The 16,485-nt window shown below is 31.0% G+C and carries 10 protein-coding genes; 1 reads left to right on the forward strand and 9 read right to left on the reverse strand.

What is annotated here, in order from left to right:
- Window positions 1-29: 29 nt before the first annotated feature.
- From nifS to DWW96_RS13400, 9 genes are all read right to left on the reverse strand, one after another.
- Complete coding sequence (gene nifS, locus DWW96_RS13360; RefSeq protein ID WP_117910767.1) at window positions 30-1,211, reverse strand: cysteine desulfurase NifS; 1,182 nt, start codon at window positions 1,209-1,211, stop codon at window positions 30-32.
- Between the two features lie 551 nt (window positions 1,212-1,762).
- Complete coding sequence (locus DWW96_RS13365) at window positions 1,763-4,768, reverse strand: discoidin domain-containing protein (protein WP_117910768.1); 3,006 nt, start codon at window positions 4,766-4,768, stop codon at window positions 1,763-1,765.
- 232 nt (window positions 4,769-5,000) lie between these two features.
- Entirely contained in the window at window positions 5,001-5,912 is a 912-nt protein-coding gene (locus DWW96_RS13370; protein WP_117910769.1) for an Rpn family recombination-promoting nuclease/putative transposase, read from the reverse strand.
- Window positions 5,913-6,020: 108 nt separating this feature from the next.
- The gene (locus tag DWW96_RS13375; RefSeq protein ID WP_022088445.1) at window positions 6,021-8,273 is read right to left on the reverse strand and encodes a DUF262 domain-containing protein; all 2,253 of its coding nucleotides are present in this window, start codon (window positions 8,271-8,273) and stop codon (window positions 6,021-6,023) included.
- A gap of 38 nt (window positions 8,274-8,311) precedes the next feature.
- A complete protein-coding gene (locus DWW96_RS13380) occupies window positions 8,312-9,466 on the reverse strand; it encodes an aminotransferase class V-fold PLP-dependent enzyme (protein ID WP_117910770.1) in 1,155 nt (384 codons plus the stop codon).
- A complete protein-coding gene (locus DWW96_RS13385; RefSeq protein ID WP_117910771.1) occupies window positions 9,463-13,062 on the reverse strand; it encodes a hypothetical protein in 3,600 nt (1,199 codons plus the stop codon). The genes DWW96_RS13380 and DWW96_RS13385 overlap by 4 nt, the downstream gene beginning before the upstream one ends.
- Window positions 13,063-13,086: 24 nt before the next feature.
- Window positions 13,087-13,947 (reverse strand): DUF4007 family protein, encoded by an 861-nt coding sequence (locus tag DWW96_RS13390; protein WP_117910772.1) that lies wholly within the window; start codon window positions 13,945-13,947, stop codon window positions 13,087-13,089.
- Between the two features lie 4 nt (window positions 13,948-13,951).
- Window positions 13,952-15,667, reverse strand: coding sequence for a phosphoadenosine phosphosulfate reductase family protein (locus DWW96_RS13395; protein WP_199522704.1), 1,716 nt, complete (start codon window positions 15,665-15,667; stop codon window positions 13,952-13,954).
- Window positions 15,668-15,737: 70 nt separating this feature from the next.
- Window positions 15,738-15,941: a transcriptional regulator gene (locus DWW96_RS13400; protein WP_022088450.1), complete on the reverse strand. Its 204-nt coding sequence runs from the start codon at window positions 15,939-15,941 to the stop codon at window positions 15,738-15,740.
- 155 nt (window positions 15,942-16,096) lie between these two features.
- Between DWW96_RS13400 and DWW96_RS13405 the strand changes: the two genes are divergently transcribed.
- A complete protein-coding gene (locus DWW96_RS13405) occupies window positions 16,097-16,423 on the forward strand; it encodes a helix-turn-helix domain-containing protein (protein ID WP_117910773.1) in 327 nt (108 codons plus the stop codon).
- Window positions 16,424-16,485 lie beyond the last annotated feature (62 nt).

Genomic DNA, 16,485 nt, shown 5'->3' on the forward strand with positions numbered 1-16,485 from the left:
TTTATCCTCCTTCTTTGAAATTTAAAATATTATTTATGTTTTGCTACGTAATCTGCATACAATGGTGACATTGCTCTTAATCTTTCTATAATCTGTTTCAAATTATCAATTACAAAATCTATTTCTTCTTTTGTGTTTTCCTCACTAATTGTAAGTCTGATTGAACCATGTGCAATTTCGTGTGGAAGACCAATAGCAAGTAATACATGTGAAGGGTCTAATGAACCTGATGTGCAGGCTGAACCACTTGATGCACATACGCCATTTTGGTCTAATAATATTAACATTGATTCACCTTCTATGAATCTGAAACAGAAATTCATATTATTAGGAAGACGTTTTTTTCTGTCTCCGTTTAATCTTGTAAATGGAATTTCATTTAAAATTCTATCAATTGCATAATCTCTTAATTTTGTTTCGTACTCACTTCTTTCTTTAAGTGTGTCTCTTGCAATTTCAGTTGCTTTCTTTATTCCGACAATTCCAGGTACATTTAGTGTTCCGGCTCTTCTCTTTCTTTCCTGAGCTCCGCCATGAATAAATGAACCGATCTTTACACCTGTTCTGATGTATAAAAATCCTATTCCTTTAGGGCCATTAAATTTGTGACCACTAACACTTAGCATATCAATATTTGCTTCATCTACATCAATTGCAATATGTCCGTAAGCCTGTACAGCGTCTGTATGGAATAAAATTCCGTGTTCTTTTGCAATTGCACCAATTTCTTTTATTGGTTCGATTGTACCAATTTCATTATTTGCTGTCATAATTGATATTAAAATAGTGTCCGGTCTGATTGATGCCTTTAACTGCTCTAAATCAACAATACCATTTTCATCTACATCAAGATATGTTACTTCAAACCCTCTTCTTTCAAGATATTCGCATGTATGAAGAATTGCATGATGCTCAATTTTTGATGTAATAATATGTTTTCCTTTATTTGCATAAGCTTCTGCTGTTGCTTTTAATGCCCAGTTGTCAGATTCACTTCCACCTGCAGTAAAATAAATTTCCTGCGGTTTTGCATTTATAAAATCAGAAATTGTAACTCTTGCCTGATCTACAACCTTCTTAGCGTCATTTACAAATGAATACACAGAAGATGGATTTCCATACTGTTCCAAAAAATATGGTTTCATTTCTTCAAATACTTCAGGCAACACTCTTGTAGTTGCTGCATTATCCATGTATATGGTCTTGTTCATAACAGATACCTTACCTTTCCACAAACTTAAATCTATTGTTTTATTGTATATATTCCTAGTAAATTGATATGATTTACACTATGCATTATAACACGTTAATTCCTATTGTCAAGGTATGATTTATAATACCTGGCATAGGTATATAAATTTTGGTTTCAAAGCGTGTTTGCAGCAATTGTTAAAATTGAATATCTCACGAAATATATTTTATTCTCAATATTGCTTTTTCTTATAACGCACAATGCCAGAGTCAAAAGCCCGAAACTGCAACGTTCTTATTCAAAACTAGTTTACGGCTTAGCGACTCTGGCATTAAATATATTTCTTATTATTTGTAAGTTTTAATTAAAATATGCACTGTTTTTAATATTCTTATGCATAATGATATCTTCTCTTCTATTTCTTAATTCATCACATTATGCAATGTAATAATACACATATTCACCTACTTCACCTTCACGTTTTACATATTTATTTTCCATTTGCAATATATTTTTTATTTATTATTTTTACAATTTAATTGTAGTATTTTGTGAATAAATATATGCCTTTTATTTGTTATACAACTGAAAATCATATAATCTTAGTGTTCCGACTCCGTCATCTGGTGTGAACACCTTAATCATTACATAACGTGCCTTCTGATTTCCTATGTTAAATGAAGCTACTGCTGAGTTATTGGATGCCTGATAATCTACTGATGTCCAATCATTATTATTGTTGGATATAAGTATCTCCCACTCTGTGGCATTTCCAAATCCTTCTTTGCTTTTTGTATTATAAATTGTATATGTATTAAATTCCTGCTCTTTTCCAAGGTCAATTTTTACCCAATGTTTTACTCCATTTAAGCTGTATTCTCCACTTGTTACATTTGAGCTTGTTGCGCACCACTTTGTATCCAGTTTACCGTCAATTAACTTATCAGCACTTTCATTGTCATTTGTATAACCTGAACATTCATAAACTTTTCCATTAAGACAAAGATTTGTTCCATCCGAAACTGTATTATTTAACTGTGCTGCTGTTTTGTTTCCATGTATTTTTTCTCCTACCATTGGATATTCAGGATTTGCAATTCCATCTATGTTTTCTGTTACCCAGTTATCTTCATAATTAGCAAATCCCTTAAATGTCCACGTTCCAGCCTTTAATTCCTCTACATATTTCTTTCTCAAGGATTCTATGCAGTCATATCCTGTAATCTGTTTTACAACATTGTTAAATGGTGTTGTTGTATCATATGGGTCATCTGTGTATGTTTTTCCTGTGTTGTTATCTTTGATAAGTTTATTAATACTATCAATTAATCCATATTTCAATGTTTCATCCGCATTTTTTCTCGTTGGGTATCTTGAATCCATATATGCAAAGAACCATTTGTTATTTCCGTATTGTTCGTATCCCCAATCCTGAAGAGTCTCATCTGTTGCTTCATATACTTGTACATACTTTGGATTTGACCAATGGAAATATCTAAATCCTCCGTAATTTGCCATGTTTTCCGTCCACCATGCAACATCATCTCCGTAATTCAATTTGCCACTGTATTGCTGAACTGAATGCGTAATTTCATGGGAAAAGAATCCAATGTCTGTTGGATGACTGTTAGCATATTTTGTTGATACACATACAGTTGTTCCCTGACAATATGCCACTCCACTATAATTTTTGTCTGCCTTAAATGTTATCGTTGTCGGTTCTGTTCCGTTTCCCCATCTCTGATATAATCTTGGGTAACTGTTATAAAACAATTTTGTAAGTTCTTCCAAATATCCGTCAACCGTCACATCATTCCAATCACCTGTAAATAAAATATCATATTTACTTGGGCTTACAGTTGCACCTCTAAGTGCTATTTCCGAAAGTTGAATAGAATTACCATAAGACGCCTTGACATCCATCTTGTAATATTTATATGAACCTGTCTTATCTACTGCATAATTGTATGTCTTATAATTTTCATCTTCCATACCACTTTCATTTACAACATCAATTTCTTCCCAGTTATAACCATCTTTCGAGCCGTATAAAATCCATGACTTTGGATTTCTTCCTTTGTATGTTGCATTGTCATTTGCTGTTGTAAGACTATAACTATATAATATAGTTTCCTGCTTCATTTTCCATGCAATACTAAAATTACCAGAAAATTCAAATAACTTTGTTGTTATATCGCTGTCAAATATGTTCGCCGGAATTTCATTTCCATTTCCTTTTGCAGTTGTCTGTTCATTATAAACGCTTTCGAAATAAGTCATTAAATCATCACCCATTTCATCAGTTACATCTGCTATATCTCCATGCAATGAAATCTCTGCTAACTGAAATCCATAGTAATTAGTTCCATTACCTTCAAACTGAATTAAAAAGTACTGAAAACTTTTTTGTACATCTGTTTCATATGTATATGTTTCTAAATTTTTAGCTTCAATTCCACTATCTGTCACAGTATCAATTTGTGTCCATGAAGTTCCATTATTTGAGCCATATAAATGCCATACTTTTGGATTTCTATATGAATAAGCTGCACTATCATTTGCTGTTGTAAGTGTATATTTTTTAAGTACTATTGGTTTTTCCATCTGCCATGCAATACGCAATGGGAATCCATTTAATGTACACATTTTTGTATTTATATTTCCGTCAAATAGTTTTTCCACTCCTTCATTTGCACTTGTGGAAACTTTTGTTGAGCTTGCAGCATCAACCTGACTAATATATGAATCTACATTTATATTCTTTGGATGTTCTTCTGTTTCAGCTTCCTCATGAAATTCTGTAGTTACTTCTTGTAGTTTTGTTGTTTCTTCTATTTTCGTAGTTGTCTCTTCCGGTCTTGTTTCCGGTGTCTTTGTTGTTTCTTTGATCTTTGTAGTTGTTTCTTCCTGCGTTGTTGTCTCTGGTGCCTTTGTTGTTTCTTTAATCTTTGTAGTTGTTTCTTCCTGCGTTGTTGTCTCTTTAATTTCCGTCGTAACTGGTACAATAGTGCTTTCTATTATTGATTCTGATTCTTCTGTTACTATAGGATAATCTTCCTCTTTAGTCGTAATTTCTTCTCTATTTTCCTTTGATGTAACCGGAATGTTTTCCTTTTCTGTTTGGTTTTCTTTGTCCTTTGATGTTACTTCCACTGTTGATGATTCTACAGATTTTGTTGTGAAAACAGAACTACCTTCTCCTGATTTATTTACAGTCTCCTCATTCGCTTTTAATTTTACCTTTAATGTAAATTTTTTATTACCATATATTGCTTTAATCTTAGCATTTCCGACTTTTCTTCCTTTAATTACAATTTTTTGTTTATATTTTCCCTTCTTTTTAATTGAAACATTCTTCTTGCCATATACAATTTTCCATACTACTCTGTGCTTTACTTTCTTTAAAATAATAGTTTTCTTTTTTCCTACTGATACTGTAACTGTTTTTTTATTAAGTTTAACTTTGCCTGTAGCTGCATTAACCGGTATTACACTATCAGGCACTAAACTTACTGTTAAAACTAATGCAAGAATAATTGCCAGCCCCTTTTTTACCAACTCATTATTTTTTTTCATGAAACCTCCTGCTTTTCCTTTTGCCTTTTCTAAATTTTAAAATTAAATCTATTTTAACATTATAAAGAATTGCATTCAATTTTGTTCATTTCACATTTTTTACTTTTTTTTCATTATTTTTACTATTTTCATATAGTACTTTGTCTTTTTATATCAAAATAACTTTATACTTTTATTAATTTCAAAAAATAGGCCGTCACTAAGTGAACAGCCTATTTTTAATCAAGTTCCATTATTCTGATATTTTTTCCAGTATTTTACCTATATCATATTTAGGCACCGTCTCTTCTGCTAATTTTTTTATTTTAGCAACCGCATCAACGCTCTCTTCAAGTTGCTGTGCTATCTGCTCACAACTTTCACCTTTGCTTAATTTTTTGCATACCAATGATATTAAAAATTCTTCCATACCAGCTTGTCTGCCAACACGTCTGCCTTCTTCTATTCCTGCCCTCATTCCTTCTTTCATACCCTCTTCACGTGCTAACTCTTTCTCATCCTCAAGCCATTCACTCAAACGCATATACTCCGTCCTCCATTCTGTACTTGATTTTATTCGTTCCACTTCTGATTTTAATATAACAGAAAACGAGTCATCAGTAAACTGGCTTCTAACTGCCCTAAGAAAAATTTTACAGTCCTCACTAATGTTTCCCATTTTTCCTTTTGTATTCATAAAAATGGTTGTTCTTCCCTCATTTAGATATAATCCTTCAACTTCTTCACATTTACTTGTAAATGTATACTTATATTGTTCTTCTCCAAACAAATCAAAATCACATATAAATATTACATATGTGTTGTTTAAATTCTTATATCTACAACCTTTCTCAAGTAAATCCAAATCTATCAAATCATGATAATATCTGCTTCTTTTTTTCAGATTATCTATATTTAGATTCTGCATTTCCACGCTATACACAGCGTCTTCACCTTTGATATATGCATCTAATCTTATGCCTTTAGCATCACTTCTTATAGATATGGTTTTTTCGTAATCTTTATACTCAACCTTCGAAACCTCAACACCAATTATTTCAGTTAGAATCTTCGTGCATAATCTTTCATTCATCATTGCTTTCTGAAAAATAAAATTATCAGAAAGACCTAATTGTTCCCACTTTTGCAAAAATACTCCTTCCATATTCCGGCCGAACTTTTAATTTTTATTAGAATATTCTATATTCAAAGTGTAACATTATTATTTAAATTGTGCAACATCTATATTATGTGATATTTTGTTGAATTTTCCCTATGCAAATGGCATTTTTTCATCATTTAATTTACGTGATAATATTGCTGTGAAATATTTTAATAATCTGTTTCTTCTCTCAGTAAAAAATTCTTCAACCGGAACTCTATATTTCACACTACCTCCCTCGCTTTTAGAATATCTATCATCCTGCAATAATTCTCTTACTTCTTCAATCATCCAATGATGTGGACTCATATTGTCGTAAAATTCTAACGCCATTTCTAATGGTCTATTATCCTTATTATTATTATCTTTACTATCAAGAATCATAAAATTGCCTATTGTATCAGTATATACGTTTCGTTGCTCACCTATATTTTTAGGTTTAAAATATTTTTCCTCTGCACTATGATTTATATTATCTGCCTCCATATGGTCTAATTGAATATCTGGGGTTCTAAAACTCCTGCCTGTTGCTAGTAATTCTAAATAATTATCTCTTTTTTCTGTGTTAAATAAATTAATAAATAAAACCTTTGCCTTTAAATCACTATCACCTTTCCCATATTTCCATGCATTAATCCATTTCAGAAATTCTTCTTTCATTGAATTCATTATTTCTAAAGAAATTGTATATGAAAATTCTTGTCTATTCACATTATTTAAAGATATTATTTTTTTAGCTTCCTGTCGAGGCATATCTGCGGATGGACAAAGTAATGCAAATCTCCATAATTCAAAAGCTATTTCATGTATTTTAATAAATTTTTCATTATTATTTTTATAATCTTTTATTATTTCATCTACATACTTACCAAATTCATCTATATTTATAGCTCCATCTGTTCCAGTATGATTATCAATATACTGTTTTACAATAACATTTATGAGTGCTGATAAAACACCATATTGCTTTAAAGCATTTAATAAGTGAAAAGTTTTGTATGTTATTGATTTTTCTACACTTATTTCTGCTTCCACACACTTCATATTTTTGTGTTGATAAGCTAATTCAACATTTTCCAATAAAATTGCAATCATCTGATATACACCTATATCATTTTTGATATCTACTGAATTATATTCGTTTTTGTTATTAAGATATTTATTTTCCAGAACCTCTCTATATCTTTCGCTATCATTGTATTTCAATGCATCATCAGCAGTAAAAAATACTGCTGCAAAATAAGATATCATCTTAGCTCTGTCTTTTCCTGTAATTGGAGTAAATACTTTTTCAACCCAAATTTCATCCACTTCTTCTATACACTCATCAACTGTATCATCATCTTCCTTTGTATGGTGACAATACCATTTATAAAACAAGTTTTTAATTAAATCTAAATCCTCTATATCTAAAGCTCTATCATTTAAAACCTCAAATAACGTATATGCATCATTTTCATTCCCTGTAATTATTACACAAAATTTAATATGTTCTAACATACTGTCGATTTCAGAAATTAATTCATTTGTGTATTCAATTGGACTTTTGCCTTTTATGGAAATTATATTACACAATCCATTAAACTCATATTTCATAGCATCTATATACTGTTTTACCAATTCATCCTCTTTTTGTTTAGCTACTCTACATTTAGGATTATGAACATCTGTTAAAAATATCACAAAGCTACTTAATGCTTCCTTCAACTTTTCATTGTATGATTCTCTATTATATTTTAACGACAAATCACATTTCTTCAATAATTTTTTTTGTTCAATATAATACTTATCAGCATATTCCATTTCGTCTGTTAAGTTTTTTTCAGGTAAGAAAACTGCTTTCTGATAATTTTCAAGTAAAATATCAAAAAGATTGTCCCCTTGCTCTTCTTCTGAAACTTTTTCTATTATCTCTGTATGAACTTTTTTCAAGCTTTCTTCTATTTTACTGCCAAAAAGTATATTACATATTTCTTCCAACTTTTGAAGAGCTGTATCTAATTTAGCAATTCTTTTTTTACTAAGCAATTCTTCTACATAAGCTCTCTGTAACAAAAATTCCAAATATGTAAATAAAAACATAGTTGTTATTCTTTGTTGCCCATCTATGACATCATGATTTTTTTCTGCTGAAACTACCATAACTGCTGATCCAACAAAGTATTCCTTTTTCCCTTTTTTCCCATCTTTTCCATTTTCTTCATTTTTCTTAAAATCATTAATTAAATTTTTTATATTATCTTCTCCCCATTTATAAGGTCTTTGATAATAAGGGATATTAACTCTCATAGGAACATTTTCCTTACTTCCCATTTCACTACATAAATTTTTTACATTACGTATTTCGGCTCCTTTTAAATCCATAGTTTTTTCCTCACACTTTCATTTGTTTTTACTACTTACTAACCTTCGTCAATTTCCTCCACTGCCATAATCAGCCTGTCCACATCATCTTTCGTGGTATATCTTCCAAGACTTGCCCTAACCACACCTACATAATCTGTGTCTGCCAAATATTCATGTACAAGTGGTGCACAATGATACCCTGTTCTAACGGCAATGCTGTAATCTTCATCAAGAATCATTCCTACATCTGACGCTTTATAACCTTTTATATTAAATGCCACAATTCCGACATGCTCATCTTTAGGTGGCAAATACATAACTACATTTCTATTTTTACTTAATTCAGAAATAAGATAATCCGTGAGTCCCTTCTCGTGTTTAAAATAATCTACACTTTCTTCTTTAATAACATCTGCTGCAGCATTTAGTCCTGCAACTGCAACTATATTTGGACTCGATGGTTCAAGCATTCCCGGAATTGAGGATGGCATATTCAAATTGAGTGAATCACTACCTGTTCCTCCTGCAATAAAAGGATTAATTTTTTCTCCTTTTCTCATATAAAATCCACCTATTCCAAATGGTCCGTACATATTTTTATGACCCGCAAACACAACAAAATCCGCCTGCATGTTAACCAAATCTATATCAATTAATCCTAGCGATTGTGAAGCATCTATAATCACTTTACAATTGTATTTTTTTGCAATTTTCACAATCTGTTTTACCGGCAAAATATATCCTGTAACATTACTTATATGTGTTATAAACAACTTTGTCGGATTATTAACAGAAAATAAATATTCCATTTTTTCCAAATCAATTGTCATATTTTCTCTAATAACAGGTAATTGCTTAATTTCAAATTTATTTTCATCCTGGGCTTTTTTGAGCGGTCTCATTACTGCATTATGCTCAAATGGAGAAACAAAACATATGTCATTTTCACTCCAGTCAAGACCACCTATAATCATGTTAAGTGCAATTGTTGCTGAAGGTGCAAATATAACATCAGCTACCTGTTCTCCATTAACAAGACTTAGCATTTTTGTCCTTGTTTCATCTATTAAACCTGTAGCTTTCTTAGCCAAATCATACGAGCCTCGTCCGGCATTTACAGCCAGATTTCTATTTACATAATCCATTGCCTGATATACTTTTTCAGGTTTAGGAAATGTTGTTGCCCCATTATCCAAATAAGTTAATTTCATTTGCTTAATAAATCCTCCAATGCCTTTGCAAGTACCGAAACTTTTTGATTAAGTTCCAACGTATCCCCAAATTCTTCTAATGCTTCTTCAATAGCATTTTGTAAAAAGTAACTTGTGCTGTCGTCATCATCAGTCTCATAAAATCTTTCTACCTTATTTCCACCATTTTCAATATAGATTCTGTTTTCGCCTGAGCCTGATTCATTATTTTCCTTTACTGCCTCAACACTCGCCTTTACTCTCACCAATTCATCCATAAATTGTTCAAAAGAATCATTCTTCCAGTCATTTATATAAATTCCGGAAATTATCTTGCACACTCTAGATACGATTTCTAATTCGTCATTAGTTTTTAGCTGTCCGATATAAGTCATAAAACCTGTTATATTTTCTGAAAAAATATGTGACTTTGCTTTTTCACTTTGCTCTACATACCATGTTTTTAGACATTCACCAAGACTGTCATTTGCTTTTTCGCCAAAAATTTTCTTTATATCTGTTGCAGTTTTTATTTTTGTAAAATACAGATTTTCACTCATGCATTTCTTTATTTTCAAAACTTCCTGTGTGCATTTTTCATATGCATTATCATCAATATTTCCATAAATTGCTTCCGGTATTTTCTCAAATAAGACTTCTCTTGGATTTAACTCTATCCCTTTAAAAATCTTTCTGAATTTCTTTATTTTTTCAAATGTTTCCTCTTCTATATATCCCTTTTCTTTTTTATTGAAAATTTGTTTTGTAAATGTGAGAGTATACTGGTCTATAGACCTGTACCATCTGTGCATACTTTCAACAATATTGCTTAATCTCTGCATCTTAGACTGTTTCTTTTTCTTTATTTCCTCAGTAATAAAGTTTTCTTCTAAAATATTGAGATACTTTTCCTTTTCCATATTTTCTTTTTCAATGAATAGGAAATATTCTTCCGGCTTTTCATTTATGTTATTTAGTATTTCGCTTGATATATCAACTTCTTTATCTCGAAGATAAATAATTGGTGTGTCCTGCAAACCTACAATTTCATTTGCAAGAAAAATAGGTATTACTCCCTTTCTTACACCAAATTTTTCTCCCATTATTTTTGAATACAACTCATCAAAAGATGTTTTTTTACCGGCACATTTACCTATAAAATCTCTTATCTCTTTTAAAATTTTCTCGCATCCTGCCTCATATTCATTATTGTCCATTATCCCTGTATGAACTAATGTTGCCCTGAAAATAGTTGATTCTGAACTTGTCCCTTTTTCAAATCCCGATAAGTCTTCTTCTCCAAGAATAGCATCAATTATCTGATTTCTTGCTTTTTTAATCTGCGCTGAAACATTCTGTCTGTTTATCAGCTCGTTATTAATTTTAGGAGCATTTTCGTAATACGAAGAACATATATCGCTTAAAAATCTGTTAAAATTTTTTTCTGATTCAAATTTTAATTTTTCACTATCACGTCCACTGTAAAAGCAAATATCATTTCCATTTTCAGGCATATAAAGACTTTCAAGTTCTCCATTAATTTCAAAAATTAAATCATCTCTATATAATTCGAGTTCCTGTTGTAAAACTTTATTTTCATCTATAAAATTCTTATCTTTAAGCAATGCCTTTACGGCTTTTAATTTTCTGATGCTTTGCTGCTGTCCAAATGCTTTTTTAGGATAAATTACTACTATTCTTTCATCCTTAAGCTTATCTGTATGCACCTTTACTTCATTTGCATCATTTTCTTTTAACATTACAATGCATACAATTAATCCGTCAGCTTTATATGTATCAAACAAATAGTTTGAATTCTTTACACTAAGAAACTGTTCCTGTGTCATATACACATATTTAAAGAAACGTGTCATAGTGTATTCCCTGTTATATTTTTTAGGAAGTACATATTCTAATTCAGAAATATTTGCAAACTCCTCTGCCCAATTTAAGCTTAATGACTGCTTTTCAATCATCTGGTTCATATACTTATCCAAATTAATTCCAATATTATTTTTGAAAGTATATATTCCAAGTTTATTACGGTATTTTACAATTTCCTTGTTTTCTAATTTCTGCAAATATCCTGTAAAATCCTCTTTACTAAGTCCTGTAGCCAGACGAATTTCTTCTTTTTTTACCGGTACCTCTTCATTTTTATTAATCATATGAAGTATGGCTATAGCCTTAATTACTTTTTCCTCACCTAAAGATTCTGCCTTAGTCAAAGCATAATCTGCCTTTAGCCACTCATTGTGAATATTTGTAAGTGAAATACTTTCCTTAAATAAATTTTTAAAATAATCATAAATTACATCTACTGAAAGCAATTCATCTGCTCCGTTTTCAATTAAATTGACAAGGCTTCCCTTTTCGTCATTTGCCAAAAAAGTAAAAATGCTTCGCTCGTTTTGTGCTACTTTTTCACTTATATTAAGTAACGCATACGCTGTTAAAGGCAACATTGGGAATGCACCTTTTACAACTATCTGCTGATAATCGCTAAATTTAAACATACTTTGAAAACATGGTATTTTATAAGATTCTTTAATAATTTCACTATTATTTTCCTCTTTTAGCCATGCCTTATATTCTGTTCCTTTTTTCTTAATTACATGTTGCAAAAGTTCATAATTATTCTGAGCTGATACAATAAATCTTATTTCCTTTAATCTGCCTTCTACACCTTTAAATGCATTAATCATATCCTGAGGCAATGCATTTCCATACTCTTTTATACTTTTATGGGCAACAAATGTAATATGTATCTGTTGTTCTTTTGAATTATTTGCCAATTCACACATATCCTGAAGTATCTTCATATCATAGGCAAATGTTTCCCTTTCATGCCCTTCTATATATTTGCTGAATTCATCAAAAATAATATAAATGCCACCATATCCATGCTCTTTAAGTGCAATGCTTATTTCTCTATACAGTGTCATTGCATTGTCCTGAACCATCGGTCTGAATTCACTTCCTGCCGTCAATTCAGGGTATACTTTCTTAAAAATTTCTAACCCATTACGATTCATTGACTTAAGGCTTTTTTCTAATTCCTTAACGTTAGTTTCATAACCTGTTAAAATATTCTCAAATTCCTTATAGACTTTTTTATATTTATTTTTCCAATTTTCAATCACTTCAACAGCTTTGCTGTAATCACTATCAGGAGCAATGTCCATCAAATCATTTTTCTTTAAAGCCTCCATTAAGCCAAGTACAAACCCATGATTTAAATCCCTGTCCGTTCCTGAAATAATAACTGGCAAAAATGGCTTATATTCTTTATGAATAAGTCTTGCGTTATTGGCTGTCACATCTGATATTTTTTCTATTTTATTTAAAAGTTTTTCTGTTGTTTTATCTTCTGATTCTTTAAGAACAGCCAATAAAACCAACAATAAATGTGATTTGCCTTTTCCATATGGTCCAATAAGGATATTTGCCTTTTCTTTATTATTAATAACGTTCTCAAGAAATCCATTTAATATATTTATTGATGAACGTGTAGGTATATAACTGTTGAGTTTTTTTCTATTGTCTATATCCAGTTGTAAGTTTATTGAATTCTGAAATTTCTTGTCTATTTCAATAAAATCCTTTAATTGGCTCATATTATGCTCCTTCACAGTTTATCTTTAATTTTTCTCGTAATATTTTTCTACTATTTCATTTAATGGAATATTTTTCTTCAAATAAACCATATCAAGTCCTGCCGTTCTATTTACTGTTATGTAATTTAAAGCCGCAAGATTATCTAAATACTCATTTAATGCAATTCTTTTCAAATTCAAAACCCTGCCCGGGGACAATGGTGCATTTAACAATTCATCTATTCCAACAGAATCTTTGGATTTTTCTTCAAAATATTTCATCAATGCATATAAAAATACTTCGTTTATCAATACTTCTCTATCAGGCTGTGTTTTAAAATATCTATCCCTATCCTTCTTTATTAATCCTAATTTTGCAAATGGAGATATTTTCTTTTCTTCCGGATCATAATCTTCTATTCTTTCTTTCACATACATATTTAAAAGAACCGAAATATCATCTCTTAATGAACGCTCTGATATTTTCTTTCCTTCAGCTAATATTTGCATTTTTCCAAGAATAATATACTCAATTTCCTCTTTAGTGAATTCATCCATATTCGTCTCATTAAAAAATAAATACCATGTTGTTGCCATATCCTTATTAAATACAAGATTTATATGGTAAATCCACAATGCAAAACTATCCTCTAAATATTCGTCATTATCTTTTATTATCCTTGCAATATCCGTTAAATTTGCTCCATTTTTAGGCGATTCCTCGATAAATTTTCCCGCTTTAAGCCAGTATCTGATAGCTTTCGCCATATTGCTTCCAACTCCTAAAGCATCTGCTCCATAGTTTTCAGAAAAAACTTTTCCATTGTCACTTACCGCTTTTAATCCTTTATCAAGCCAACCTTCACGTATTGTGAATGTTTCATGTCCTTTAAGTTTTATTGTCATATTTTTATCCTTTTTTCGTTGCTAATACTTTTCGCATATAACATCCTGCCGTATAATGATTAACGCATTCAGCACATCTTACACATTTATCATCCAAAATCTTATAATCAAGATTACCTTCCTTATCTTCTTTAATAACAATTGCATTATGCTTGCATATACTCTCACACGCCCTGCATCCCATACACATTTGATATTTAGTAATCTGACATTTAACTTTGTCTTCTGCTGCCTTAACACTTGCAGCTCCATCTATTTTGTAATCGATTATCGTTACTTTTAACGTTGTACTTCCAATTCTTCCCTGAAGTTTAAGCACTAGTCTTCCATCTTTTCTCGTAACATAAACTTCTCCAAGTCGTTTATTTCCAAATTCAAAATTTAGATATCCAAATGGTTTAAACAATTCATACAATTGTTCTGAAATCGGTCTTTGCAGTTCATAATTAAATGCATTTTCTTCCAATGCACATGGTTCAAAAGAAACTGCTGTCTTTTTTGCATAATCTACGCCATTTCCACCCTGACGTGCTTTCCATTTGCCATCATCTACATATACTTCAGGGTCCGGTTTTCCAATCTGTTTTGCAAAATCAATTAGCATCTGCCTAAACCTTTCCGACTGCTGTGGCATATGAATTTTTGACAAAAATTCTGACCATCCACTGTTATTTGGACAGCACCAGCATCCTACTCTTGCATATCCCAATCTGTACGCATAATTAAAATCTATTTTTGTTGTAAGCATATACAACCAGACATCAAAATCCATCCAGTCTATAATTGGGGATATTGTTATTTGCTTTGTAATTTTAGAGCCTTCTGTTTCTCTTTCGTATTTACTTCTACTGGCAGACTCGCTTCGTCTTATTCCATAAAATGTTATTATTTTGTTTTTATTTCTAAATAAAGTCTTTATCTTTCTTTGTATCGCACCGGTTTTAAATATTGTGCAGCACCATCTCATTACTCTGCTTGGCGGTCCCACTAATTTACATAGTTCTTCAAAATCCTTATCTTTGTTTCTTGAAGATAAAACCGGCGTCTGGGGATGTTCTTTTTTAAACCTATCAACATATCTCATTGTTTCCGGAAATTCTAATGTAGTATCTCCAAATATGTGTAATATCTTTGGCTCACTTAACGCCCTCATAACTATATCTGATGTAACTGTGGAATCTTTTCCCCCTGAGAAAGATACAAACATATCTTTTGCCGTGTAATCTTTTGTAGAATTTTTAATGTAATCCACTGCTTCTCTTACAATGAATTCGTATCTGCTTCTGTTCGCCTGAACAAATTTATCTGCATATTGTTCAAAATATTCATAACTTATATTTTTTGATGCTTCTTCATATTTACTTCTAATATCATCAACATCTTTATTTTTTAATTCTTTAACTGAAAATTTAATTCGTTTACCATTAATTAAATATTTATTCCCGGAACAGTTCCATACTGAATCCTTCTCATATGTCCCAGGGATTTTATCTAATAAAATCTCTAAAAGCAGTCTTTCTTCCGGGAATACCGGTCTTATATCTGTTGTTATTCTTGTCCCTTTTCCACTACAACATTCGCACTCACTTTGAAATAGCGGAACCTTGCAATTATCACACCAGTAAATGTCTGATTTTTCTAATTCAGTTCTTTCTCCACACACCGGACATGTGCTGCTTTTTGTCTTTATATTGTCATTTCTACATACGTATTTAAGCACTTTATCACCTATCTCATATCCCTTGGGTTAGTTAAATGCAGATTTGCTCTTATTTTCTTATCTGCAAATGTTATCTCATATCTTTCGGGTCCAAATGCAGATAGGAACATAGTTCTAAGAATTCACCTGCGCTAAAATCCGCATTATTATCTATGAATTCTGACATATGTATCCCTGTATCTTTTTCTATCTGGGCAACTGAAATTTTATTACGTTTTATATACTCAACTATATTTTCAGATACCCTGCTATTACTTTTCTTTTGATTATTCATTCGATACCACCATTCTCGTTTCCCAAGAAAATTTTACTAATATCTACATTATATTCTTTGTTTGAGAGAATTGCAATGAAGTTTTTTCTCTGTAAAAGAGAATTTGTTGACGTAAATTTTTTCTTACTATATTATTGAAAAGAGAGGTAAATAAGATGAAGAATGCAAAGATTTCTGAAGTATTAAAAAATTATAGAAAGTTAAACAAATTGAGTGTGCGTGATGTATCAGGTATACTCAAAGAAAAATCTTTAAACGTTGCCGAAAAGACCATATATGGCTGGGAAAGCGGTCAAACTCAACCTAATGCTGATACCTTGCTTATGTTATGCGAAATTTATAATATTGAAAATATTTTAGGCACTTTTGGATACACGGATGAAGAACCTATTAATCTTACAAGTCACGAAGTAAAATTAATAAAACAATACAGAAACCATCCTGAAATTCAGGATGCTGTTAATAAATTATTAGACGTGTAATTTTATTATAGAGTCTGTGAAATAAAGTCTGTAAATAGACATTCTATGATAAGTGATGGAGC

The sequence above is a fragment of the Eubacterium sp. AF17-7 genome (assembly GCF_003461285.1).
In the GTDB taxonomy this organism is placed as follows: Bacteria; Bacillota; Clostridia; order Lachnospirales; family Lachnospiraceae; genus Eubacterium_U; species Eubacterium_U album.

What these genes read in the sequence shown, in the direction of transcription:
- DWW96_RS13385 (WP_117910771.1), bottom strand. Translation starts at nt 13,062, where the DNA reads ATGAGCCAATTAAAGGATTTTATTGAAATAGACAAGAAATTTCAGAAT.
- DWW96_RS13390 (WP_117910772.1), bottom strand. Translation starts at nt 13,947, where the DNA reads ATGACAATAAAACTTAAAGGACATGAAACATTCACAATACGTGAAGGT.
- DWW96_RS13365 (WP_117910768.1), bottom strand. Translation starts at nt 4,768, where the DNA reads ATGAAAAAAAATAATGAGTTGGTAAAAAAGGGGCTGGCAATTATTCTT.
- DWW96_RS13405 (WP_117910773.1), top strand. Translation starts at nt 16,097, where the DNA reads ATGAAGAATGCAAAGATTTCTGAAGTATTAAAAAATTATAGAAAGTTA.
- DWW96_RS13370 (WP_117910769.1), bottom strand. Translation starts at nt 5,912, where the DNA reads ATGGAAGGAGTATTTTTGCAAAAGTGGGAACAATTAGGTCTTTCTGAT.
- DWW96_RS13400 (WP_022088450.1), bottom strand. Translation starts at nt 15,941, where the DNA reads ATGAATAATCAAAAGAAAAGTAATAGCAGGGTATCTGAAAATATAGTT.
- nifS (WP_117910767.1), bottom strand. Translation starts at nt 1,211, where the DNA reads ATGAACAAGACCATATACATGGATAATGCAGCAACTACAAGAGTGTTG.
- DWW96_RS13380 (WP_117910770.1), bottom strand. Translation starts at nt 9,466, where the DNA reads ATGAAATTAACTTATTTGGATAATGGGGCAACAACATTTCCTAAACCT.
- DWW96_RS13375 (WP_022088445.1), bottom strand. Translation starts at nt 8,273, where the DNA reads ATGGATTTAAAAGGAGCCGAAATACGTAATGTAAAAAATTTATGTAGT.